Source organism: Oceanispirochaeta crateris (assembly GCF_008329965.1).
Lineage (GTDB): Bacteria > Spirochaetota > Spirochaetia > DSM-2461 > DSM-2461 > Oceanispirochaeta > Oceanispirochaeta crateris.
The window spans coordinates 2,954,452-2,977,465 of record NZ_CP036150.1 but is presented as its reverse complement, the minus strand read 5'-3'; the positions used below and the strand labels follow the sequence as shown (position 1 = coordinate 2,977,465).

The 23,014-nt window shown below is 40.4% G+C and carries 16 protein-coding genes; 14 read left to right on the top strand and 2 right to left on the bottom strand.

The window, feature by feature from the left end:
• Positions 1-133 precede the first annotated feature (133 nt).
• Positions 134-1,465: a dihydrolipoyl dehydrogenase family protein gene (locus tag EXM22_RS13515; protein ID WP_149487039.1), complete on the bottom strand. Its 1,332-nt coding sequence runs from the start codon at positions 1,463-1,465 to the stop codon at positions 134-136.
• A 163-nt stretch (positions 1,466-1,628) separates the two neighbouring features.
• Between EXM22_RS13515 and EXM22_RS13510 the strand changes: the two genes are divergently transcribed.
• The 7 genes from EXM22_RS13510 to EXM22_RS13480 all read left to right on the top strand — a co-directional run bounded on the left by EXM22_RS13510 (position 1,629) and on the right by EXM22_RS13480 (position 10,036).
• Complete coding sequence (locus EXM22_RS13510; protein ID WP_149487038.1) at positions 1,629-2,492, top strand: YbhB/YbcL family Raf kinase inhibitor-like protein; 864 nt, start codon at positions 1,629-1,631, stop codon at positions 2,490-2,492.
• Between the two features lie 222 nt (positions 2,493-2,714).
• The gene (locus EXM22_RS13505) at positions 2,715-3,677 is read left to right on the top strand and encodes an NADPH:quinone reductase (RefSeq protein WP_149487037.1); all 963 of its coding nucleotides are present in this window, start codon (positions 2,715-2,717) and stop codon (positions 3,675-3,677) included.
• Positions 3,678-3,710: 33 nt separating this feature from the next.
• A complete protein-coding gene (locus EXM22_RS13500; protein WP_149487036.1) occupies positions 3,711-4,934 on the top strand; it encodes a (p)ppGpp synthetase in 1,224 nt (407 codons plus the stop codon).
• A gap of 196 nt (positions 4,935-5,130) precedes the next feature.
• The gene (locus EXM22_RS13495) at positions 5,131-5,328 is read left to right on the top strand and encodes a DUF302 domain-containing protein (protein ID WP_149487035.1); all 198 of its coding nucleotides are present in this window, start codon (positions 5,131-5,133) and stop codon (positions 5,326-5,328) included.
• A gap of 116 nt (positions 5,329-5,444) precedes the next feature.
• Positions 5,445-6,950, top strand: coding sequence for an AlbA family DNA-binding domain-containing protein (locus EXM22_RS13490; RefSeq protein ID WP_149487034.1), 1,506 nt, complete (start codon positions 5,445-5,447; stop codon positions 6,948-6,950).
• Between the two features lie 235 nt (positions 6,951-7,185).
• Positions 7,186-8,634 (top strand): four-carbon acid sugar kinase family protein, encoded by a 1,449-nt coding sequence (locus EXM22_RS13485; protein WP_149487033.1) that lies wholly within the window; start codon positions 7,186-7,188, stop codon positions 8,632-8,634.
• Positions 8,635-8,656: 22 nt separating this feature from the next.
• The gene (locus tag EXM22_RS13480; protein ID WP_149487032.1) at positions 8,657-10,036 is read left to right on the top strand and encodes an MATE family efflux transporter; all 1,380 of its coding nucleotides are present in this window, start codon (positions 8,657-8,659) and stop codon (positions 10,034-10,036) included.
• 200 nt (positions 10,037-10,236) lie between these two features.
• Here the strand turns inward: EXM22_RS13480 and EXM22_RS13475 are convergent, their stop codons facing one another.
• Positions 10,237-12,495: a hybrid sensor histidine kinase/response regulator gene (locus EXM22_RS13475; RefSeq protein ID WP_149487031.1), complete on the bottom strand. Its 2,259-nt coding sequence runs from the start codon at positions 12,493-12,495 to the stop codon at positions 10,237-10,239.
• Positions 12,496-12,718: 223 nt separating this feature from the next.
• Here EXM22_RS13475 and EXM22_RS13470 point away from each other — a divergent pair, with 223 nt between their 5' ends.
• From EXM22_RS13470 to EXM22_RS13440, 7 genes are all read left to right on the top strand, one after another.
• Positions 12,719-14,413, top strand: coding sequence for a sensor histidine kinase (locus EXM22_RS13470; protein ID WP_149487030.1), 1,695 nt, complete (start codon positions 12,719-12,721; stop codon positions 14,411-14,413).
• 5 nt (positions 14,414-14,418) lie between these two features.
• A complete protein-coding gene (locus tag EXM22_RS13465; protein ID WP_168203504.1) occupies positions 14,419-15,990 on the top strand; it encodes a response regulator transcription factor in 1,572 nt (523 codons plus the stop codon).
• A 64-nt stretch (positions 15,991-16,054) separates the two neighbouring features.
• Positions 16,055-17,335, top strand: coding sequence for an ABC transporter substrate-binding protein (locus EXM22_RS13460; protein WP_149487028.1), 1,281 nt, complete (start codon positions 16,055-16,057; stop codon positions 17,333-17,335).
• A 133-nt stretch (positions 17,336-17,468) separates the two neighbouring features.
• Positions 17,469-18,353, top strand: a complete 885-nt coding sequence (locus tag EXM22_RS13455; RefSeq protein WP_149487027.1) for a carbohydrate ABC transporter permease — start codon at positions 17,469-17,471, stop codon at positions 18,351-18,353.
• Positions 18,353-19,186, top strand: a complete 834-nt coding sequence (locus EXM22_RS13450; RefSeq protein ID WP_149487026.1) for a carbohydrate ABC transporter permease — start codon at positions 18,353-18,355, stop codon at positions 19,184-19,186. The genes EXM22_RS13455 and EXM22_RS13450 overlap by 1 nt, the downstream gene beginning before the upstream one ends.
• 49 nt (positions 19,187-19,235) lie before the next feature.
• Positions 19,236-21,461, top strand: a complete 2,226-nt coding sequence (locus tag EXM22_RS13445; RefSeq protein ID WP_149487025.1) for a glycoside hydrolase family 2 protein — start codon at positions 19,236-19,238, stop codon at positions 21,459-21,461.
• Positions 21,458-22,888 (top strand): Sapep family Mn(2+)-dependent dipeptidase, encoded by a 1,431-nt coding sequence (locus EXM22_RS13440; RefSeq protein WP_149487024.1) that lies wholly within the window; start codon positions 21,458-21,460, stop codon positions 22,886-22,888. The genes EXM22_RS13445 and EXM22_RS13440 overlap by 4 nt, the downstream gene beginning before the upstream one ends.
• Positions 22,889-23,014: the final 126 nt, after the last annotated feature.

Here is a 23,014-nt window from a genome sequence, read left to right as displayed (position 1 = left end):
AGATTTTTTAAAACCGGAGGAATCTTAGGATTCCTCCGGTTTTTTTGGGTATACATAGGTTTGAAAAGCACTTAGATCGTGGGACAACATCTTGATTCATAGGTCACAGACCATTGTGCTGGATCAATCAATTTTATTTAAAGCTATATTTCATATCTGACGTATGTGTTGGATAGGCCCATAGTACGGTGCGCAGTTCCTCAGTGGTATGACCAAACTTGATGGCTAAAGCAAATGTATTGATGACTTCTGCTGCATTGTGTCCCAGTATATGTACGCCCAGAATCTGTTCCGTTTTTTCCTCAATAATGACTTTACTCACCGCAGCTTTTTGACCGATCCTCTTTGATGAAGGCCAATTTGATTGATCAATCATTTTGACTCTGAAATCCAGTTTTTTTTGAATGGCTTCTTCCTCAGAAATCCCGACTGATGCCATAGCCGGGAGTGAGAAAACAGCACTGGGAATATTTGAGTAATCAGGAATTACAGAATCCTTATTTAGAATGTTTTGAACTACAATCTCAGCCTGCATATCTGCAACGGTTGCCAGATCCGGACCAGAGGCTACGCAGTCTCCAACAGCAAAGACATTGGGGTTGGAAGACGACTGTAGGTAGTCGTTAACGTCTATGCCTTTTGCTCCGAATTTTATATTTCCGACATCCAGGTTCAGTGAGTTCAAATCGGGGGTTCGGCCTGTTGCATTCACCACGAGATCTGCAAAATACTCATCCACACCTGCGATCACCTTAAAACCTGAATTACTTTTTTCAATCTTTTTGACAGGATGTTCTGTATACAGATTTAAACCTTCTTCCTTCATCGTCTTGACAAGGATTCTGGTGAGATCTGGATCAAAATGCTTGAGAGGTTGAACGGAACGATGAAGTATGATCGTTTCTGCTCCCGCTTGATGGGCAACAGAAGCCAGTTCAAAGGAAATGTATCCGCCTCCGATAAAGATGATTTTCCTCGGCATTTTATCCATATCAAGGAAGTACTCACTATCTACAGTAAAATCTCCCCCTGGAATCGTCAAAGGAGTCGGTATTGTTCCTACTGCTAAGACTATTTTATCTGCAGAAACGGGTAAATCTCCAACTATGACACTCTGAGGAGAGGTAAAATATACATCCCCATGTAATACATCAATACCGGCAGTTTTAAACCCCTCTTCTGTATTGAAAGATACTTTATCAGTGAACTCTCTTTTTAGACTCATGAGGTCTTTCCATGCGACACTTGGTGCTTTTTTTAGGCCTTTCCCTTCAAGCCCTTTTGCCAAATGAACGATTTCTGCATTTGCAACAAGATATTTTTTGGGCTGACAACCTCTTTTGGCGCAGGTTCCGCCAAAACTTCTCCGATCTGCCACAGCAACAGTTTTACCTTCTTTTTTGAGACCGTTGGCAACAGTGTAACCGCTTGTTCCAGAACCTATGACTAATATATCTATTTTCATATTTAGAAGACTAAGCAATTAATACAGGTGAGATCAAATCCGAACTAATTTTTTATACATCGTATTTTCTTTTTACATATCTTTTACATAGTTTACTATCCATTAACAATGTCTCGGGTTAATTACTATAAGATTTGTATATATCTTGATAAGGTAGGGTAAATTGCATCAACAAGAATTTGGTATTCTGAAAAGTAGTATTATTTTGATTTTTCTTTTTTTAGTTGTCCTCGGTTTAAATGCAAATGGACAATCCGATGGATCAGATCTTGAATCGACTGTTGAGGAAATCCTCGATCATTATGATCCTCAATCTTTGAGTCTCGATGATGCCCTTGCAATTCATGCTGATTTTAAAGAAGCCGGAATCAAAGGTGGCCCTGATCTTGATACAATAATTAATAACAATGGTTTTGATGCCGAACAGTTGAGAACTCTTGTTCCACCACCTGATGGTCCGAGGCATATACAAGGGGAAAAACGGGAACCTTCGGTCCCGGTCTTCTCTTCTTTGGAACAAGACTTTGGCCCTGCCGAATTTTCTTTGTTCAGCCCTGCTATCGATGAGAAAGGGGAATTATTCAACCAGTATAAGTGTGAGAAAAAGGATAACAATATTGAAAAATCAATTCCTTTAAACTGGACAAATATTCCTGAAGGTACAGGGTCATTGGCAATTGTTATGTACCATTTTCCAAACCCCGGTGATCGTTCCCATGTAAACTCCTACCTATTGTTGTGGGGGATCGAACCTTCAATAATGGAAATACCCCATGGAATGGCTGATCAGGGAGATTGGTATATGGGTTCCAATAAGGACGGGAATGCCATTTCATACACTTCTCCATGTAGCAAGGGGCCTGGTTCTCACAAATATACGATTGCGATTTTTGCTTTGTCAGGATTCCCCGAAGAATTACCTGCTCATAGTAGTAGGGATATCAATTTTGAATCTTTCATGACTGCTATTGAAAAACAGAATATTCTTGGAAAAGCAGAGCTGAATTTTCTGGATATTCGAAAATGAACCGTATTGTCTTTTATTTTGGGAGATTCTGGAATTTAACGCAGATTCCTATCCTATTACTTCCCTTGCTAAGGGAGAGGCCATAGGTATCGCTTATAAATCCATGAACTATCCCGGATCGAACATGAGCTTTCATTTCATTTCTCAGCACTTATCATTTATACTTAGGATGGATAGCAGAATCATCAAGTTTGATAATGTTAAAGTATCTGGAGGGTTGGAATGAAAGCCATAGTTGTGGACGATTTTGGTCAGGAAAATGTTTTAAAGATCAAAGAACTGGAGCCATTTTCACCAGGGCCAGGTCAGGTTGTTGTGTGTATTGCAGCAATCGGTGTGAATCCCGTGGACACATATATCCGTTCTGGAATGTATGCCAATAAGCCCTCTCTTCCCTACACTCCTGGGAACGATGGAGCTGGTATTGTAATAGAGTTAGGCAAGGGAGTCTCTTCAGTTAAAGAGGGAGACCGTGTCTTTCTTACAGGGTCTTTAAGCGGCACTTATGCCGAGGAGGCGTTGTGTGCTGAGAATCAAATCCACCCATTACCGGATCATATCTCCTTTGAAGCCGGTGCTTGCCTGGGGACTCCCTATTCAACGGCTTATAGAGCTTTGATTCAAAAAGCTAAACCTCAGCCAGGGGAGTGGCTTCTCGTTCATGGAGCCACAGGTGGAGTCGGCCTCGCAGCAGTACAGATTGCAAACTCTATTGGGGTTCCTGTCATAGCTACGGGAGGTACAAAGGAAGGACGTCTCCTCCTTAGAGAGCAGGGCGTTGAATTTGTACTAGACCATAACTCTGGTGCTTATCTTGATTCGATTTTAGAGATCACCAAAGGAGCTGGTGCGAATATCGTATTGGAGATGTTGGCAAATGTTAATTTAGACAAGGATCTTAAGATCCTCTCTCAAAAGGGAAGGATCGTTATCATTGGTAACAGGGGAGAAATTACAATATCTCCCAGAGATGCTATGGTAAAAGATGCCGTCATTATGGGAATGATGTTAAAGAACGCTCTCCCTGAAGAGCTGAATGAGATCTATGACGCTTTGAATCAGGGCTTGAATGATGGCGCAATTAAACCAATTGTAGGCCAGACCTTTTCTCTGGATAAAGCGGCGACTGCACATCAAATGATCATGACGCCCGGGGCCAAAGGGAATATAATTCTTGTTTCTTAAAAAACTATTAGTATACTATAATTGCAGGTAAATATGGATGAAGCAACCTTTCACATCGAAGCTAAGGAAAAACTGGAGACCCGTTATAATGAAGCTCTTCCTGCATTCTCTGCCACTCTCAATATTCTGAACGATATGATTTATGCTGGAGCTCATGAAAAGGGTTTATCCGTAACGGTTCGTCATCGTGTCAAAGAATTTTCCAGCTGGCATGCAAAATTTCTTAGAAATATCAGTTTGGGTAAAGACAAAAAGCCCCTAGCTATTACAGATATTCTTGGAATCAGAATTATATGCCCTTTTCTGGAAGAGATTGAGGCTATTTCCAATATGCTTCAGGAATTATTTCAGATCACAGAGTATGAGGTTAAAGGAGCAGAGTATCCTTATCAATATTTTGGTTATGAATCAGTTCATTTTCTCATTGTTCTACCCGAGGATACTTACTCTTCCGATTCACCCATCCTCGATTTTTTAAATCCCTTAGTTTGTGAAATTCAGGTCCGTACCATCCTACAGGAAGCCTGGGCAGAAGTTGAACATGAGCTGGTCTATAAGTCAGAATTTTCACCTCTTGATGAACCATTGAAAAGAAAACTTGCGGCACTGAATGCGAACCTTACACTGTCTGATATTATGTTTCAGGAAATAAGGGCTTACCAGCGAGAACTCAACTCCGCACTCAATCAGCGGCGAAAAGACTTTTATGATTGTATCAGCCAGAATCCACAAAAGGATAGAGAATCCGAATCCAGGGCACCAGAGAAAAATCAGCCCCCTAGTATTATACAGGAGACCATTGATACTCTTTTGCTCCGCGGACTCCTTGCCCATAACGAGAATCACTACAGTGAGGCAATTGAGATCTATTCCACGATACTTCTTCGTAAGATCAATAATGATATAAGGGCAGTTATTCTTGTTCATAGAGGAATGGCTTATTTTTCAAGTAATTTGCAAGACGCAGCTCTTGAAGATTTTAATCAGGCGATTGAATTAAATCCGGGACAAACAAAAGCCCGTTATTATAGAGCCGTGCATGCTCGAGTCAATGGAAATCTTTCAGACGCATTGAGTGACATTGAAGAGTGTATCAAAGCAGAGCCATACAATATTGAGTTCATTACGGCCAGGGCAGAAACTCTGGCCGCTGCAGGAAAACTGCAATCGGCCATTGAGGATTGCCGGATTGTTTTAAAACTAGCCCCCGATTTTAAACCAGCGTTAAAATTATTGCATAGTCTTGAAACCAGCTAATACAAGAGTGTGGTAATACATTCAGAAATTGGTTAATAAATATAAAATTATTTTAAAGAAGAAATTACAAAAGAGTTTGGCCAGAGATCTGTTTGTATGCAGTATATATTTAAAATACTGTATGCAAGTAAATATATGTGAGAAGTAAAAGTCTCTATGATTTTGAAAAAACAGTTCAAGATTTTTTAAAGAGTCTGTGGGTGCACTGGATTGGAAAATTCCCGCGGTTCATGATCTGCAGACAACAATGGCTAAGTTTGACAAAGATGTAAAGAAGGTTAAAATTTTTGAATTGTGTCATCCTGACCATGCAGGAGAGATTCTCGCCGAGAATGATGAAAGTATCTGTCTGAATAAATCCAATCATTTGAGAATTAAATGCAACTCTGGATAATCTCGCTTTGGGCATATCAGGATGGAAGTTTGCAACGCATGTTTAAAAAGGTTATTCTCTTCTCAATTCAATGATATTGTATCTAAAAAAATCCATTTGAATGATCAGGAGAAGCTGTGAATTTCTTTCAAAGCAATAAAAGTCTGATTCTATCCTTTGTTTCTATTCTGTTAGCTCTTTTTCTCATTTTCGTAATGGCAGGAAGTAATCGGCTGAAAGATTTTCTGAATGACAGCATGTCTGATTCTATTGTTTCCAGGCCTTATCGTGAGATGCAGACAATTTTGCCGGAATGGATCAACTTTTTATCAAATTCAGCCTTCTGGATTGAAGCGGGTGATTTTTCAGAGAATTTTGAAGATTCAAACCTTAACCTATTAAACAGAGCTGTATCTGGATCATTACCCGGTGTGGCCGCTATTAATTACAGAAGTGGGATGAAGTATCATTCTTTCATTCTGGAGGAAGGACGGTTTATTCTCCGTGAAATTAATGGAAACGAAGAAATAAGACAGATCCCATTAGAAATGAAGGATTTGCCAGAAGACTCCAAATCAAATTCGGATACTATCTTTCTTTCAAATATACACTCTCTAATTTCTACAGGAGAACCTGGTTTTTCAGTGACTCTGGAGATGCCTTCTGCATCTGGAAAAACAATCTCACTTGATATTTCCCTCCTCCGTTTTATTGAATTCTATAAAGATATTTTTGATGAAGATGGCATTCTCTTTTCATCCTTTAGCAAGAGTGAGTTTATAACGATTCCCTTGAATAGTGCTCCTTTGAAGGGATGGTCCGGCAGTCTTGGTGAAAAGGGCTCTGAAAATTATAATTATTATTATGATCTGACCAAACATGTTCTGGAAGAAATTTCTTCTTCAGAAATGGAGAATCTATACCATATTGAATATGATGAGCAAAAGTGGTTTGTTTTATTATATGAGCTTAATGAATATGGCAGCTCTATTGGTTTCATACTTCCCGAGTCCGATCTATTTTTCAGTCAGTTTGACCGTTTCTATGTCCTGGCGGCAATCCCGTTTTTTCTGCTTTTTCTGGTGTTGATCATCCTATTTTTTCTTGGAAATTACCGTGAACGGCGTCGTCTTTCTGAGGAAGAGCTTCTGTTGCAGGTAATTGAGAAGGGTGAGAGTAAAAAACTGGAGTTTAAGTCTTCTCTTCGCTGGGATTACAGGGATAACTGTGTCAATAAAAAACTGGAAGAAGTCATCATGAAATCCATTGCAGCTTTTGGAAATAGTGCGGGTGGAGATCTTCTTATCGGTGTAAGTGACGATGGAAAACCTTTGGGACTTCAACAGGACTACCAGAGTCTTAAGCATCCAGATAGAGATACCTTTGAACTTCATTTGAGAAATCTTGCTTCAGCTATGTACGGAACGTTTGTCAGTAGGAATGTAGATGTTAAGTTTATTGAAGTCCATGGAAAAGACATCTGCCAAGTGTCAGTCAGGTCTTCTTCACAGCCTCTGTTTACTACGATGACCAGCAAAAGCGGAGGAAAAAATGAACAGTTTTATATTCGGGATGGAAACATGTCCCGCCGTATTGAGTCTTTGAAGGATATTACTGTTTACTGTCAAAAAAGATTTAAGTAGGAATCGATTCAATAGAACGCTATTTCCCCGAATCCAAAAGGCATTCGTTTAAAATAGTCCAGGTGTTTTTTAGTATAAGTACAGTTGTTGTTACATCAAGAGGGATTAGTATTATAGGAATGCATGGATGAAATACTATTTTTGAGCCAGATAAATCACAAGAAATGTTTTACTCGCCGTTACGATTCAAGATAGATGTTACTTAAGGGTCAAAGAAAATAATAAAGAGGTCGTTATGAATCATAAAAAACTAAATATAAAGATTCTTGAGTCTCTGCCGGAATATTCTCTCCCTCAAAGTGAGCGGGACAAACGTTGGCTGGCCGCAGTACAGAACCTCCGCAAAACATATGAAAAGGTCATTATCCTGGACGATGATCCTACAGGATCTCAAACCGTGTATGACCTTCCTGTCTATACAGGGTTTGATCACCAGAGTCTACAAAACGCCTTAAATGACATCTCTCCCACGGTTTATATTCTTACAAATTCACGCTCTCTCTCAGCCTTGAAGACTGAAGAGCTTCACCGCAGATTGGGACGGGATCTTAAAGCTATGGCGCCGGGAGAACTTCTTGTTATTTCCCGAAGTGATTCCACCCTGCGGGGACATTATCCTCTGGAGACGGAAGCCCTGGCGGCTGCTTTGGAGCCGGAGGGTTTAATGGATGGAGAAATCCTAATCCCCTTCTTTCCTGAGGGAGGCCGCTTCACTCTGAAGGACATCCACTATGTTAGAGAAGGGGAGTTTCTTGTTCCTGCGGCCCAGACTGAATTTGCAAAAGATTCCAGCTTTGCCTTTCATTCCTCAGATCTGAAAGATTATGTGCAGGAAAAAACTCAAGGGAAAGTCTTGGCGAAGGATGTTCTTTCCATTCCCCTGGAACTGCTTCGAAAGGGGGATCTGGACTCTCTTCGAGAACTCCTTTTCACTTGTACAGATTACCAGCGGGTTATCGTCAACACCATTTCTTATGAAGACTTAAAGGTTTTTTTCTGTGCTTTTTCAGAGCTGGCATCCCGGGGTAAACGCTTTATATTTCGTTCAGCCGCCGCGTTTGTACGGGTTCTTGCCGGTTTGGATGCCCGTCCATTTCTCACAAAAAAAGAGATGCTTTCTCCTGTGGACGACGGACGTCCCGGGCTGGTCATTGCTGGATCATATGTGGGAAAAAGTCGCCGGCAACTGCAAGCCTTGTTTGATTCACAGCTCGTGGAAGCTCTCCCCTTCAATGTTAGAAGCGCGCTTGACCAGGATTCTCTAGAAAGAGAAATAAGCTCTCTCTCGGTGAAACTCCGGGAAAGTCTTCTTGCAGGACAGACTCCCTGCCTCTATACAGACAATCCTTCCGGTGGTTTTCTATCGGCATCTGAAAGTAGTGAAGGGCTGACTGATCTTGAATTTTCCGCACGGATATCTTCCTCACTGGTTAGGATCGTCCGCTCTTTAGACATCCGCCCTTCTTTTATTCTAAGCAAGGGAGGCATCACAAGTCATGATATGGCTGTTCACGCTCTGGAAATTCAAAGAGCTGAAGTTCTTGGACAGGCTGCACCTGGTATTCCTGTTTGGCGCTGTGCCGAGGAAAGTCGTTTTCCTGGAATCCCCTATGTTATCTTTCCTGGGAATGTAGGGCAGGATGATACTTTACTCCAGGTTGTCCGTCTCTTCCTGTTAGTATGAAACTACTATAGAATCATCTCCAATGAAAATGCACAAACCAACCCTCATTGAAGGGCCTCTTCTCAAGCAGCTTCTCTCTCTTACCTGGCCCAGTATTGGTGGTTTTTTGGGGATTATTCTCTTTAATATTACGGATACTTATTTTGTCTCCCGAATGGGAACAGAGCCTTTGGCTGCCATGGGCTTTACCTTTCCGGTCATCATGGTAATCGGTTCAGCCTCATCTGGTATCAGTCTGGGAGCAGGTTCTGTTATCTCCCGGGCCATGGGGCAGGGGAATCATCACCTCATGAAGAGAACAGCCACAGATGGTATCCTCCTCTCCATTTTTCTTGTAGGACTTGTCAGCATTACAGGTCTCTTTACTATGGACCCCCTTTTCAGACTTATGGGAGCCTCAGGAGAGTCTCTTCGGCTTGTCAAAGATTATATGTTTATCTGGTATCTGGGGGCCATGACCATCATGATGCCCCCCATCAGCGATAGTAGCCTCAGAGCTACAGGGGACATGATTAGACCCTTGATTGTTATGTTGGTCATTGCCGTTCTGAATTTTATCCTGGACCCTATCTTTATTTTCGGATATTTCGCTGTCCCAGCCATGGGTATTAAAGGTGCCGCTTATGCTACTGTTCTTTCCCGTTTTATTGGAATGATTGCCACTCTCAGCTTCCTCCATTTTCATGCGGGTCTTGTGGAATTTTCCCGACCTCATATGAGGGAAATCCGGGAATCCTGGGGGCGCATCCTGCATGTCGGTATCCCTGCGGCTATGACACAACTGCTCCCTCCTTTGACCCGGGGAGTTCTCACAAGCCTAGCTGCTTCCAGTGGAGGAGCCGCCGCGGTAGCAGCCCTTGCCGCAGGAAGCAGAATAGAAAGCTTTATTCAAATCTTTATGATGGCCTTCTCCATTGCCCTTGTTCCCATGGTAGGACAAAACTGGGGAGCCGGAAAAATGGATAGAGTCCATCGGATTCGGCAAATATCATTGAGGCTGTCTCTGGTTTACGGCCTTCTGGTAATTTTACTCCTTCAATTTCTGGCAGCACCCCTGGCTCGAATCTTCAGCTCCGAGGCTCAGGTTGTTGCTCTGATCGTCCTCTATTTAAAAATCACAGCCTTTGCGGCAGCGGCCCTCAGCTATATGACCTGGATCAATCAATCTCTTAATGCCTCGGGTCATCCCCGGTCTTCGGCACGGCTTAATTTTTTTGCATATATTCTGGTTATCATTCCCCTCTCTTTTCTGGGGGCTAGGATTGCTGGATTCACGGGCATTATAGCCGCATTGGCCCTCGGTCAGTTTATTGGTGCCTTTTGGGCTCATGGGGAAGGGATCATGATCTTCAAAAACATTTCTGATGACAGGAATATTGAGAATCTTCCTGTGAATAGCTGAGACGCAGGAGCTTTTTTTCAGTGAAAGTGTTCTAGTGTCAGAGAATCGTCATGAATTAGAAATCACGACTCTACCACCAAGGGGCTTCAATTCAGAATATCGGAAATTTATGGTGATTTTAATTTGGTGGGATTCCATTGGAATCATAACCATATAGGGATTTTTTTTAATTGTCCTTATGCAAAAATGATGTCCAATACTCAAACCCTTTTCAAATGGTTTTCGAGCATTTCTGTTAGGTCTTGAATCATAAAGGGTTTACTAATACTTGCATTGAATCCATACCCTTCAGGATTCGCCATAATGGGATCTGTCGAATATCCGCTGGCAACAAAAGCCGGCGTGTCCAAACATATTTCTCTAATCTTCCTGATTGCTTCTTTCCCTCCCATCCCTCCGGGAACAGTCAGGTCGAATATCATTCCTGCAAGCTTGCGGTTTGCCGCCGTCTCTGCCTTAAAAAAATCTATTGCTTCATTTCCATTTTCTGTGAGAACTACAGTATACCCTAAGGTTTCTAGTTGTTCTTTTATTACTTCCCGTATTAGTTCCTCATCATCCATGACTAAGATTGTTTTAACTTGTGCATATGAGACTTTCTTAGATTTTTCCGGTTTTTCTGTGTAGTTTTCTGTGAATGCAGGTAAGTAAATATGAAAAGTGCTTCCTTCTTCCAGTGTTGATTCAACATCTATACAACCATTATGTCTTTTGATAATTGAGAAACAGCTTGCAAGGCCGAGACCATTACTCTTTGACTTTGTTGTATAATAAGGATCGAAAATTCTTGGTAGAATTTCACTCGACATTCCAATCCCGTTGTCACGTATTGATATTTTCACATAGTTTCCGGCAGCTAGCGAATGATTCTCTTTTCTGGTTAAAACAATATTACGGGCAGAATACTCAATCATTCCGCCATTAGGCATGGCTTGTATGGCATTTATAGTGATGTTGTCTATGACCTGAGTTATCTGGTTTTTATCATAATTGCAGGACCATAGGTTTTCATCTATCAAGAAGTGGCTGGAAATTGCTGATCCATTGAGAGCCATTTGTGCTGCATCCTTAATCAATGGAAAAAGTTTTGCAATTCTTTTTATGGGAGAACCGCCTTTGGCAAATGTCAACAGTTGTTGAGTTAGGGTTTGGCTCCGGTCTGTGCTGCTCAAAGACCTTGCGAGATAGTTTTTTACTTTCTCTTCCTTGGTTTCCAGCATTGCTAATTGAATATAGCCGTAAATACCAGCAAGAAGGTTATTGAAGTCATGTGCAATGCCTCCTGCCAGAATCCCAAGAGATTCTATTTTTTGTAATCTCTGTCTTTCTTCTTCAATCTGTTTCCGCTCTGTAATATCGGAATGTGTGCCATACATCATCAGCGGTTTTCCATCTGCGGTTCTGGTAACAACCTTCCCCCTGTCATGTATTGCGACCCAACTGCCGTTCTTATGCTTCATCCGGCATTCAAGATCATAATATGGCAACTCTCCTGAAAAATGGCGTTTAAGGAGATCTCCTGATTGTTTTAGATCGTCAGGATGGGCCAGATTTTCCCAAGTTTTGACGCTAATGGGAGCCAGCTCATCAATTGTATATCCTAGGATCTGAGCCCATTTCTGGTTGTATATTGTTTCTCCTGTCTGGATATTCCATTCCCAGGTGCCAATATTTGCACCATCGATAATACTCTCAAGTCGGCGTCGTTCATCGTTTAAAGCATCTTGTGCCAGCTTTTGTGCTGTTCTGTTCCGCACATATACAACGCACCCCATAATTTCATTTTCATGGTTTCGATATGGGTAATGAGCCGCTTCAACATACTGTCTTCCATAAGCTGGATAATGACGCCAGTTTTCCTGTTTTATTTCTTTTCCTTCCAGGCATTTGGAAGCGAGAGGCTTTATGGCGTTATTAAACATGTCTTTACCAAAAACACTGACCAATTGTTTTCCTATACAATCTTCAGGAGTCAAATTAAAAGCTTTAGAGAATGCTTCATTGACGGCTATTAAGTTGTATTGTTTATCAATGAAAGCGATCATATCTGTAGAGCTATAAACTATATGCTTATATTGATTCAGAGATTCTTTTGCTACCATGTGTTCTGTAATATCATGGGCAACAGCAAAATAGGTGCCATCAGTTGAACAGGTCATTTCCCATTCGAAGAATTTGTATGATCCACTCTTAGTTCTGTATTGATTGGTAAATATAATTTTACTGTTATCAGAACGCAGAGAATCCATTTTACTTTCAGTTGGTGCGATGTCTTCTGGATGAATTAAATCAAAGAAGGACATTGATCGCAATTCTTTTTGTGAATAACCAAGCCCTTCAGAAAATGCAGAATTCACACTTTCAAAAGTTCCTTTTTTTGTGGTTGTGCAAATCATTGAAGGAATGAGATTCAGTACATCCTCTATGTTCTTGTTCTTAGAATGAAGCTCTTTATTCATATTAAGATCCTTTGTTCTTCTTATGAATTATAGACCTACTTTTTGTTATTTTTGATGATCCATTCTCATTATTGTAGCATTTTGTGAAAAACTTCTTCTCATCCGACTGTAAAATTATAAGTCAAAAAAGAATTTATGTAAGCTAATAAGTATTTTCAGAAATCAATCTTTCTTGTGAAAGATGATTATTGAATAATAAAGGATTTTCTTTGATACTCATTTTATGCAAAAAGAGAGCATAACGAAGGTTTTTCGAAAAGCACTGATTCTATATATCATCTTACCAGTTTCTATCCTGGAATCTCTTCTCTTTTTAATCCTTGTTAATATTCAGATCAATATTGTCCGGGATAAGGTTGTTTCTGTTCAGCAGCAGATTGTTTCCAATGTTGAAAATGAACTCAGAGAAGCAAAGCTTCTTTTGGCTACTATCGCCCATAACGAATATCTGATTCAAACAGTTTCAGACTACAGTCTTGAACAAAAACGGGATAAAAAACTTCAGTTAATATTTGAAATTGAAGGGAATTTGGATAATCTTTCCAATTATAATGACAAAATTGACTCTATTTCTTTCTTTTTTAAACATGAAGGAGAAATGTTTTTCTATACTCCTTTAGTTGATGCCGAGGTGATCAGAAAAGAAAAATGGTATCAGGATGCGCAAACACATAAAGGTGATGTCATCATCATAGAAGAATTAACTCCTCTCTCGAGAGAACGGTCATCCATTCCCAGGATCAATCTTGTTATTGCTCCTCCTCAGCATACAGGGTTTTCCAGCGTCGAAGCCATCATATTATCGATGAATTCCGACAGTCTTTACAGCTTAAAACGACGTACCGAAGGCCGTGAAGAATCTTATGCTTTATTGAACCATCAAGGGGATGTACTCTTTTTTGATTCTGAAAAATCTGACTTTAGCCAAACGCGAGCAAAAAATATATATCCCATTAAAAGAAGTCCCTGGGTTTTCGAAACATCATTCAGCTATTTGGGAAAAATTTTTAATGCCTTAAAGATGTTTACGCTTGTTTTCTGTTTAATAATGATCTGTATTTTTCTATTTTTTCTGGTTTTTACCCAACGGCTTGCATTCTCCATACTGGAACCTATATCTAAGCTATCGCATAGGATGGGGCAAATTGGATTATGGCAGCAGAGTTGTGATCAAAATATTATCATAAATGAGGCTTATCAGTTAGAGATTCAACAGATCTATGACTCCTTCTTCCAAATGAACCGTAGATTGGTAAACTTGAATCAAGAAACGTTGAAATTGGAACTCGAGGCCCTTCAGTTTCAGATTAATCCTCACTTTCTTATCAATACCCTCAATTCGATAAAAATCTTAGCTCAAGTCCGTGGAAATGAAGAAGTTGTGAAAATGACTAAGGAGTTGATGGTCATCGTCAACGGTTTACTTCACAGAACGGGAATGTTTACAACTTTGGAGAACGAATTGGATTGCGTTACCGGATATATTCATATACAGAAAATTCGTTTTGGAGATCTTTTTGATTATTCAATTCAGGTTCCAGATAACCTGAAGGAGTTGGTCATCATGAAAATGATTATGCAACCTATCATAGAAAATGCAATTCAGCACGGGTTTAGAAAATCAGATCAGAGAGGACATCTTTTTATAAGTGCTAGCTCGGAAATAAACCAATTGCTTATCCGGATTCAAGATGACTCAGGGCAGGCAGACCTTTCAAAAATTGAGAGGATTCTGGATTCTGCTTTAGAGAATTCCATCACGGAGGAGATTGATCAACACAAGGGGCTCAGGAATATCCAAAGAAGGATCTTTTTGCGCTATGGCCGCCCCTGGGGTGTGTCTGTCTCTTTAGACGAGGGACTCACTACTTTTACTCTGCGTCTTCCTCTTCCCCAGATAATCGGATGTCTAGAATGAACCGCGTGTTATTTGTTGATGATGAACCTCTTGTCAGGATGTCATTTCATTCTCTTGTCAATTGGAAACAAGAAGGTTTTATGATTGCAGGAGTGGCTGTTAATGGCGAAGATGCTTTGAAATTCCTTTATCAGGACGGGAAAATCGATATCCTTATAACTGACATAGAAATGCCTGAGAGGGATGGTCTTTCTTTGATTAAAGCAGCCCATGAAATTTATCCGGAACTTCATATTATTGTTCTTAGTGCCTTTGATAACTATGATTATGTTCGCGAGGCATTTAAATTGGGCGCCTGTGATTATTTACTAAAAAAAGATCTGGATGCAGAGCATCTGCTTCCTCTGCTAAAAAAAATTACACCACAGGACCGTGAAGGACACCCACTACCTGATCAGGACACGCTACTTCGAACATTGCTTTACAACCAGAAAGAATCCTCAAAAGAGATTCTCATTAAGTCTTCCATTTTATTGCATGATGATATTCTAATTGTATGTGATCTGGCTCTCGATTATCAGAACCTTGAGACGGACCGTATATCACCAGAAAATCTGATCAATTTAACTCTCGCTGTAATCACACAAATTATTCAAGGACGTAAACATCATTACAGTCTTTCACTTAGCTCCAAAGAATATGTGCTTATTCTTTCTTATTCCAATCCGCGAAATGATGCCTATGTTGAAATGAAAGTGAACAGTCTTTTGCAGAATATCAGCAGTTCAATAAAACAGTACCTTGGTATGTCATGCTTTGTAGGTGTTTCATGGAAGGAGAAGTGGACTGTAGAAGATGTTCCTGCAATCTATTCAGAAGCTGTTCGATTGGTGAATCAACGATTCTTTAATCCAGGTTTAAAAATTGTTACGCCCCTAAACTGTGATAGGCATGGTTCTGGTCATTCCTCCTATCCAGTAAAACTGGAGCAGAAAGTTCATCGCTTGATGACCATATTGAAAATCACAGACAGTGTTAGATTTCAACAAGCGGTTGATGCATTTTTAGAAGAATTCAAAGATTCTTCTTTCTCATCGCCAATGGAAGCAATCTATACAGCCCTCGAGTGTTTCCGCCGTTTTTTATTGGAAGGGGAATCTTTTGCTATTGGCCGTCGTTTTCAGGAAATGACACGCATTCTAAATCGTTTACAGGAAACCAGATCCATGGATGAACTCATTGAAGTGATGGAGTCAGAGCTGGAATATTTGCAGAATGAACGTTTAACTTCTGTTTCTGATCATATAAAATCACCTGTAAAAACGGCTCATCAGTATTTATTGGACAATTACCAGTCTCCCGATTTAAGCCTAGAACAAGCCGCGATTAAGGCGGGAGTGAATAAAACCTATCTCAGTTATCTTTTTTCTCATGAATTGAATAAGAAGTTTAGTGATGTTTTGACAGAAATCAGAATTTCTCATGCTTGTGAGCTGTTAAAGGAAGAGCCTCAGCCTATCTATGTTATTTCAGAGAAAACAGGTTATCGCTCGGTGGAACACTTTTCAAGAATCTTTAAAAAAATTACAGGTCTTTCTCCAGGAAGGTATCGAGAGAAACTAAAGATTGATCAATAGAGCAAAAGATAGATCATTTTCAGAGGGTGAGGGGCATTCTAGAATAAAAACGAGGAGAAGATAAATGAAATCCAAATTTTTATTATTGATTACTTTCACTGTTCTAATTGTCGGGGGAGTATTTGCCGCTGGTCAGTCTGATTCTGTTGAGGCTAAAACTGTCATTAAATTCCCAGTTGTTGGAGATTCAGTCTATGACTATCTCAATGATGTAAATAATGTTACCAATGCGTATTCTAAAGAAGAATCCGGCGTGGTGATAGAACTGGAGTATTTCAATAGCTCAACCAAATACTATGAAATGATGAAGATCCGAAATTCTGCCAATGAAATGTCGGATTTAACCTACATGAAACCATGGATGGTTACCAAGTTTTCTGACTTCCTCGCTGACTTGAGTGACTTGGATGCCGCAAAGAAAAATAAGTTTTCTGATATGATGACAAAAGACGGCAAAGTCATCGGTCTTGCATCATATGTTCAGAATGAATTCGTATACTATCGCAAGAGCATTTTTAAAGAGTATGGAATTGCCATTCCCCAGACCTGGAATGAAATGGTTGAGGCCTTTGAACTGATCAAAGAAAAAGGGGAATATATTCCTATTATGATGGGAGCCAAGGATGCTTGGTCAACCTATCCCTTCAATGAGTTCATGCCAAGTCTCGTTGCCAATGATGGTAATTACTGGAATGTCATGGCTTCTCAGGATGAGCCTTTTTCAGAGGGAACTCCTTTTTATGAATCCTATCAAATTATTGATGAACTCTATTCAAAGAAGCTTTTTGGTCCAGATCCCCTTGGTATCGGCTGGAATCAGGCCCGTAATATGTTTGCAGCTAAACAAGGTGCGTCCATTTTTGGTGGTGTTTGGGCACTCACCGAGATCGTCGCTGATATGAATGGTGACATGAGCGATATCGGAATGTTTTATATGCCCATGCGTGATGATGTAAATAGTCCACTGCTCACTGTGGCTCAGCCTGATGGAATCCTGGGTGTTAACGGAAAGAGTGAAAATGTTGAGGAAGCCAAGAAGTTTGTGAACTGGTTTCTCACCAGTAATTATTATCCAGAATATCTTAAATATACCGATCGAATCTCAACTATCAAAGGAATTGAGAATCCCATTCCTGTTCTATCTGCTATTCCAGGTCAGGTCAAAGGTGGAGAGGTCCAGTTTGTTGTCTATGATGGTGGAGGCGAAGAATTCCAGGCTATCGTAGATGATATTCAGTTTAACTATAAAGTGATGGGTCAGAAAATGATTGCCGGGGAAGATCTCGGAACTATGTTGACCGAACTCAATAGCAAGTGGAAAGCTGCTAGAGAAAGACTCTTCTAAATCGTCATAAGTTTTAATTTAATCTTCAGCAAGTTTGTTTCAAACTTGCTGAAGTCTTCTTTATTTTTAAATTTTCCCGACAGTCAAAAAAGGATAAAATCATTCTTTTCGCTTGTGGAAACCAGGGAAGTCTATGTATACAAATATTCGAGGCAAAGATAAGTACATTTCTCTTTTTGTACTCCTTACTGTCCCCACAATTCTCATGATTCTCTTTGTTGTCTATCCATTAATAAATTTGATTTATCTCAGCTTTGTTTCATGGGATGGAATCCATTCTGTAAAAAAATTTGTAGGAATATACAATTTCCAAAAGTTTTTTACTGATGGCGGTGTTGCTCTAAGTAGTCTTAAAAATAATGCCCTTTACTTTTTTTTCCATCTGATTTTTATCCCCATTGAAATTTTTTTGGCCTATCAGCTTGATAAGGGAATCAGGAACGGGAACTTCTATAAAATTCTAATTTTAGTACCCTATATCGTCAATGGTGTTGCAGTTTCTTATATGTTCTCATCAGTTTTCTCTCCGATGATTGGTGCCGTTGACATGACCTTCAAAGTTTTGGGGATAGAGTCTTCCATTCGTTGGTTGAGTGATCCTGCAATCGTAAATTTTGTATTGGTTGCGGTCTCCATCTGGAGATTTTCAGGTTTCCATATCATCCTATTTTATGTGGCATTACAGTCTATCTCTAGGGAACTATACGATGCCGCCAAAATTGATGGTGCCGGAGAAATGAATCAATTCAGATACATCGTAATTCCTGGAATTATTCTGGTTATTGAACTGGTTCTCTTTATGAATATGAGAGGTGCTATGCAGCAGTTTGACATTCCATTTGTCATGACAGGCGGCGGACCTGGTTTTGCCAGCACAACGTTCACACTCCATACCTTAAATACAGCCTTCTTATATAACGACTATGGCCTTGCCTCCGCTATGGCTGTCCTTTTGATAATAATGATTATAGGTTTTAGCAAAATACAGGACATGATTGTCAGAGCGAGGGTACATTGATGATTCGCAAAAAAATAAATATTAACACTATTATTATGCAAATTATTTTCGTATTTCTATCTGTTGTGATCATTATTCCTGTTGCCATAACATTCTTTGCGTCTTTTAAGACGCCTATTGAGTTGGGGACCGATTTTCCATTGAAACCAACCCTATCCCCTAGCATAAAAAACTATATGGTTGTTTTTGGCAAAGCCAATATCATTAAAGGATTGTATAACTCGATCCTTCTGGTTACGCTCAGCGTTTTAGCAAATACTCTCATTGCTTCAGGTGTTGCATTTGCCATCAATCGTTTTGACTTCAAACTGAAAAAGATCTATTTTTTCCTTTTTATGTTAGGAATGCTAATTCCCCCCTATGTGACGGAAATCAGTCGCTTTGGAATCATTAAGCTATTGGGTTTGTATAATACCAGATGGTCTGCTTTGATGATATATATTGCGGCCGACATGATGCAGTTATACATTTATTTGCAATTTATAGATAAGATTCCCATCAGTCTCGACGAAAGTGCTTTCCTTGATGGTTGTTCTCCTTTGAGGGTTTACTGGTCTATTATCCTTCCGTTGGTTATTCCTGCAACGACGACTCTCGGGATTTTCAAGATGGTGACCATCATGAACGATATGTATATCCCTTATTTATATATGCCAGCAAATAGACTGAGCACTCTGACCACTGCTCTTATGCACTTCAGTGACAGCCGGTTTGGCTCTTGGCAAAATCTGAGTGCTGCAATTGTTATCGTTATGCTTCCTTCATTGATTGCATATTTTATGTTTTCTAAACATATTCACAAAGGTTTAACTGAAGGTGCAGTAAAGGGGTAATACCCAATGAGAGCAAATCTTGATAAGGGCTTTTAATAAGAGGAACATAATGAAAAATATACCATTAATGAATCATTGGATATTCTGCAAAGGTTTTGAAGAATCATATCCATTCCATAAAATCTCAGGTGAGACAGTTCATCTTCCACACCAGGTAAAAGAGATCCCTTTAAATTGTTTTGATGAAGAGATCTATCAGGATATTTATACTTATCAGAAAGAAATCCTTCTGCCTCCTAAGGAGGAAGCCGGGCAATGGTCGCTGCAGTTTGATGGTGTTATGGTTTCGGCTGAAGTCTTTGTTAATGGCTTGGCGGTAGGGTCCCATCAAGGTGGATTCACTCCTTTTACTATAGAACTGCCTTTGTCTGTTACCCAAGAGAATCCTCTGTTACTGACAGTAAAAGTCGACAGCCGGGAAAATCCGCATATACCTCCATTCGGGCATGTTCTGGACTACCTATGCTATGGAGGGATTTACCGTGATGTTACTCTGGTTTTTCATCCTGAAATATTTATAGTAAACAGTAAGACTGATTATGTCCTTTCGGACCGTGTCCTCGGAGAATACAGCCATACTCTCTTTGTTAAAAATGATACAGGAGAAACCAGGCTTGTTCATTTGAAAGCAGATCTTATGAAAGATAGAGACGTTGTTGCTTCCCTTGAAAAAGAACAGGAATTGGTCCCCGGCGAATCGGTTCTTACTTTGACCGGTACCCCGAAAATCCCTGTGATTCTATGGGATACGGAAAATCCTTTTTTATATGACCTGCTTATAAGCCTTAGAGCCGAAGGTGTTGAAGATACCCGGAGTATTAGAATCGGATTTCGGGAAATCTCTTTTACCGAAGATGGATTTTTTCTCAATAAGCAAAGAATACAACTCACGGGTCTTAATCGCCATCAGTCCTTTCCATACATTGGATATGCCATGCCAGCAAGGGCTCAGCAGCGAGATGCAGAGATAATGAAAAACGAGTTGGCTCTGAATTGTACGCGATCCTCCCATTACCCTGCTAGTCCTTATTTTCTTAGTCGTTGCGATGAGATTGGACTTCTGGTTTTTGAAGAATTGCCGGGGTGGCAATTCATTGGGGACACACAATGGCAGGATAAAGCCTGTGACATGCTAGAATCAATGATTCGCCGGGACTGGAATCATCCTTCAATTATTTCTTGGGGTGTCAGGATCAATGAATCCGATGATCATGGGGAATTTTATACACGAACGAATAATCTAAGCAGGAATCTGGATCCCAGCCGCCCAACCAGCGGGATTCGATTTAAAGAGGGGAGCGAATTCCTTGAAGATGTTTACACCTTCAATGATTTTACCCATGAAGGAGAACGTTCCGTTCTGATCGATCCGCATACCGCCACTGGCTTGAAAGAAAAAGTTCCCTATCTTATATCAGAATATAATGGTCATATGTATCCCACTAAGTCCTTTGATCAGGAAGAACGGTTGGTGGAACATGCTCTGCGTCATACCCGTGTTCAGGATCATGCTCGTCGAGATTCCGCAATTTCAGGCGCCATCGGTTGGTGTGCCTTTGATTATAACACTCATTATCAGTTTGGATCAGGGGACAGAATCTGTTACCACGGTGTCATGGATATGTTCCGTTTCCCAAAACCGGCGGCCTACTTCTATTCAAGCCAGATTTCTCCAGAAAAGAATGTTGTCCTTGAACCATCCACTCGCTGGGCCCGTGGTGAGCGGGCTATCGGTATGATGCCTCCCTATGTGATTTTCACAAATTGTGATGCCATTGATATTCACTACGGGGAAGAGTCTCTAGGTCGGTTTTATCCGGATCGTCAACGGTTTCCTGCTTTGAGATTTCCTCCGGTGGTCATCGAAAAACCATTGTTCGGACTTTGGGGTTCAGACTGGCGTAATGTCCGATTCTCTGCAATATATAAAGATGAAGTAGTTAAAACAGTTCTTTATTCTAAAAAACCGGTTCCGAGTACCTTAAGGATCCATGCGGATGATCTGAGTTTGAATTGCAAATCCTGGGATACCACTCGGGTGACATTTACAGTGGATGATCAAGTTGGCCATCCTGTAAGTTTTATGGATGCTGTTCTCTCTGTAGAGATCGATGGTCCCGGTGAAATCATCGGAGATTCCCAAGTTTCTTTGATTTCAGGTCGGCGGGCTGTCTGGATAAGGACGAGTCCGGGTGAGTGCGGTGTGATCACCCTGAAGGGGCAGTGCCGGGGACTGGTTTCTAAGTGTATAAAAATTGAGGTAACAGAAGATTGATCAATAAAGAAGAAATCAGAGAAAGAGTTCATTCCATTTTGAATCAAAATCAGGAATACCTTGTAAGTTCCTTAACAAATTTGATTCGTATAAAGAGTATTCAGGGAGATCCAAAACCTGGAGCACCCTTTGGTATTGGACCGGCAGAAAGTCTGGATGCTTTTTTGTCTCTTGGAAAAGAACTGGGATTTCAAACTTGTAATATCGATTCTTATGCTGGTCATATACTCTGGAATCCAACAAATCCGGATGCTGGCTGTGATGATATAGGGGTTTTGGTGCATCTTGATGTTGTTCCTGCAGATGAGGATTCCTGGATATATCCACCATACTCTGGACAGGTTGTGGAGGGCCGGATCTACGGGAGGGGGGCTCAGGATGATAAAGGCCCTGCTATAGCCGTGTTATTTGCTCTGATGGCACTGAAAGAATCGGGTTATGTCCCCAGGCGTAGTATCAGGCTGATTGCGGGAACCAATGAAGAAACCGGATCAGCAGATTTACCGAAATACCTTGAGAAATATCCTGAACCAGCTCAGAGTATTGTACCTGATGGTTATTTTCCAGTAGTACATGGTGAGATGGGAATTCAGGATATAACACTAACTTATCCCTTGCCAGCAGAAAACCCTGGAGAACCGGTGGTGAGAGAACTGTCTGGTGGAAGTTATAGGAATATGGTACCAGACAGCTGCCGGATCATATTGAGTCATGTCTCTCAAAGTTTAGAAGAACTAAGGGCCTTTATTCCATTAGATTTGGCTCACCTTAGTAAAATGACAAAAAATGCTTTGGATCTTGTTATTGAAACACAGGGAAAGTCGGTTCATGCGGCTCTGCCTGAACTGGGTACCAATGCAATTAGTATTATGATGAAGCTTTTATCTGTTCTTCCCTTAAGGACAAATTTGAGTTCATTTATTGATTTCTATAATACTAATTTTGGCAGTGATTGCTATGGTGAACGTATTGGCTGCAGCTGTTCTGATGAAGAATCAGGTTCCCTTCGATTGAATACTGGAGTCTTAACTCTGAAAGGAAATCAGATCGTACTGGACCTCAACCTCCGGTATCCTGTTTCAGTAGAAGGAGAATGGGTATATAAAGCGATACAAACGGCGGTCAAAAAATATGGAGTGGAATCCGAACTTTTAATTGATTCAAAACCACTTTACTTTTCCTCCGACGATCCTTTTATCAAGATGCTTCACAAGGAATATCTACTGGAAACGGGAGACCATGACTCTGTTCCTTTAGTCCAGGGAGGAGGAACCTATGCGCGGACACTTAAAAATGCTGCTGCTATTGGAGGAAAATTCCCGTATAATGAGGATAGGGCTCATCAAACAGATGAAAATATTTTCATAAAGGATCTTCTTTCTTCAGCCAGAATCTATGCTGGAATTTTAATAGAAATGACCAGTTGAATAGAGTTCCGCAATAGAATCCAAACACCACTTTTGGAAGGAAGTCTCGTGTCCTCAGAGTCTATAGTGGATTGCTATAAATGAGATTTTCAACTATATTAAGACATCCTTTAATAAGGAATAAAG

What these genes read in the sequence shown, in the direction of transcription:
- EXM22_RS13515 (WP_149487039.1), bottom strand. Translation starts at nt 1,465, where the DNA reads ATGAAAATAGATATATTAGTCATAGGTTCTGGAACAAGCGGTTACACT.
- EXM22_RS13450 (WP_149487026.1), top strand. Translation starts at nt 18,353, where the DNA reads ATGATTCGCAAAAAAATAAATATTAACACTATTATTATGCAAATTATT.
- EXM22_RS13505 (WP_149487037.1), top strand. Translation starts at nt 2,715, where the DNA reads ATGAAAGCCATAGTTGTGGACGATTTTGGTCAGGAAAATGTTTTAAAG.
- EXM22_RS13475 (WP_149487031.1), bottom strand. Translation starts at nt 12,495, where the DNA reads ATGAATAAAGAGCTTCATTCTAAGAACAAGAACATAGAGGATGTACTG.
- EXM22_RS13485 (WP_149487033.1), top strand. Translation starts at nt 7,186, where the DNA reads ATGAATCATAAAAAACTAAATATAAAGATTCTTGAGTCTCTGCCGGAA.
- EXM22_RS13455 (WP_149487027.1), top strand. Translation starts at nt 17,469, where the DNA reads ATGTATACAAATATTCGAGGCAAAGATAAGTACATTTCTCTTTTTGTA.
- EXM22_RS13480 (WP_149487032.1), top strand. Translation starts at nt 8,657, where the DNA reads ATGAAAATGCACAAACCAACCCTCATTGAAGGGCCTCTTCTCAAGCAG.
- EXM22_RS13445 (WP_149487025.1), top strand. Translation starts at nt 19,236, where the DNA reads ATGAAAAATATACCATTAATGAATCATTGGATATTCTGCAAAGGTTTT.
- EXM22_RS13470 (WP_149487030.1), top strand. Translation starts at nt 12,719, where the DNA reads ATGCAAAAAGAGAGCATAACGAAGGTTTTTCGAAAAGCACTGATTCTA.
- EXM22_RS13460 (WP_149487028.1), top strand. Translation starts at nt 16,055, where the DNA reads ATGAAATCCAAATTTTTATTATTGATTACTTTCACTGTTCTAATTGTC.
- EXM22_RS13500 (WP_149487036.1), top strand. Translation starts at nt 3,711, where the DNA reads ATGGATGAAGCAACCTTTCACATCGAAGCTAAGGAAAAACTGGAGACC.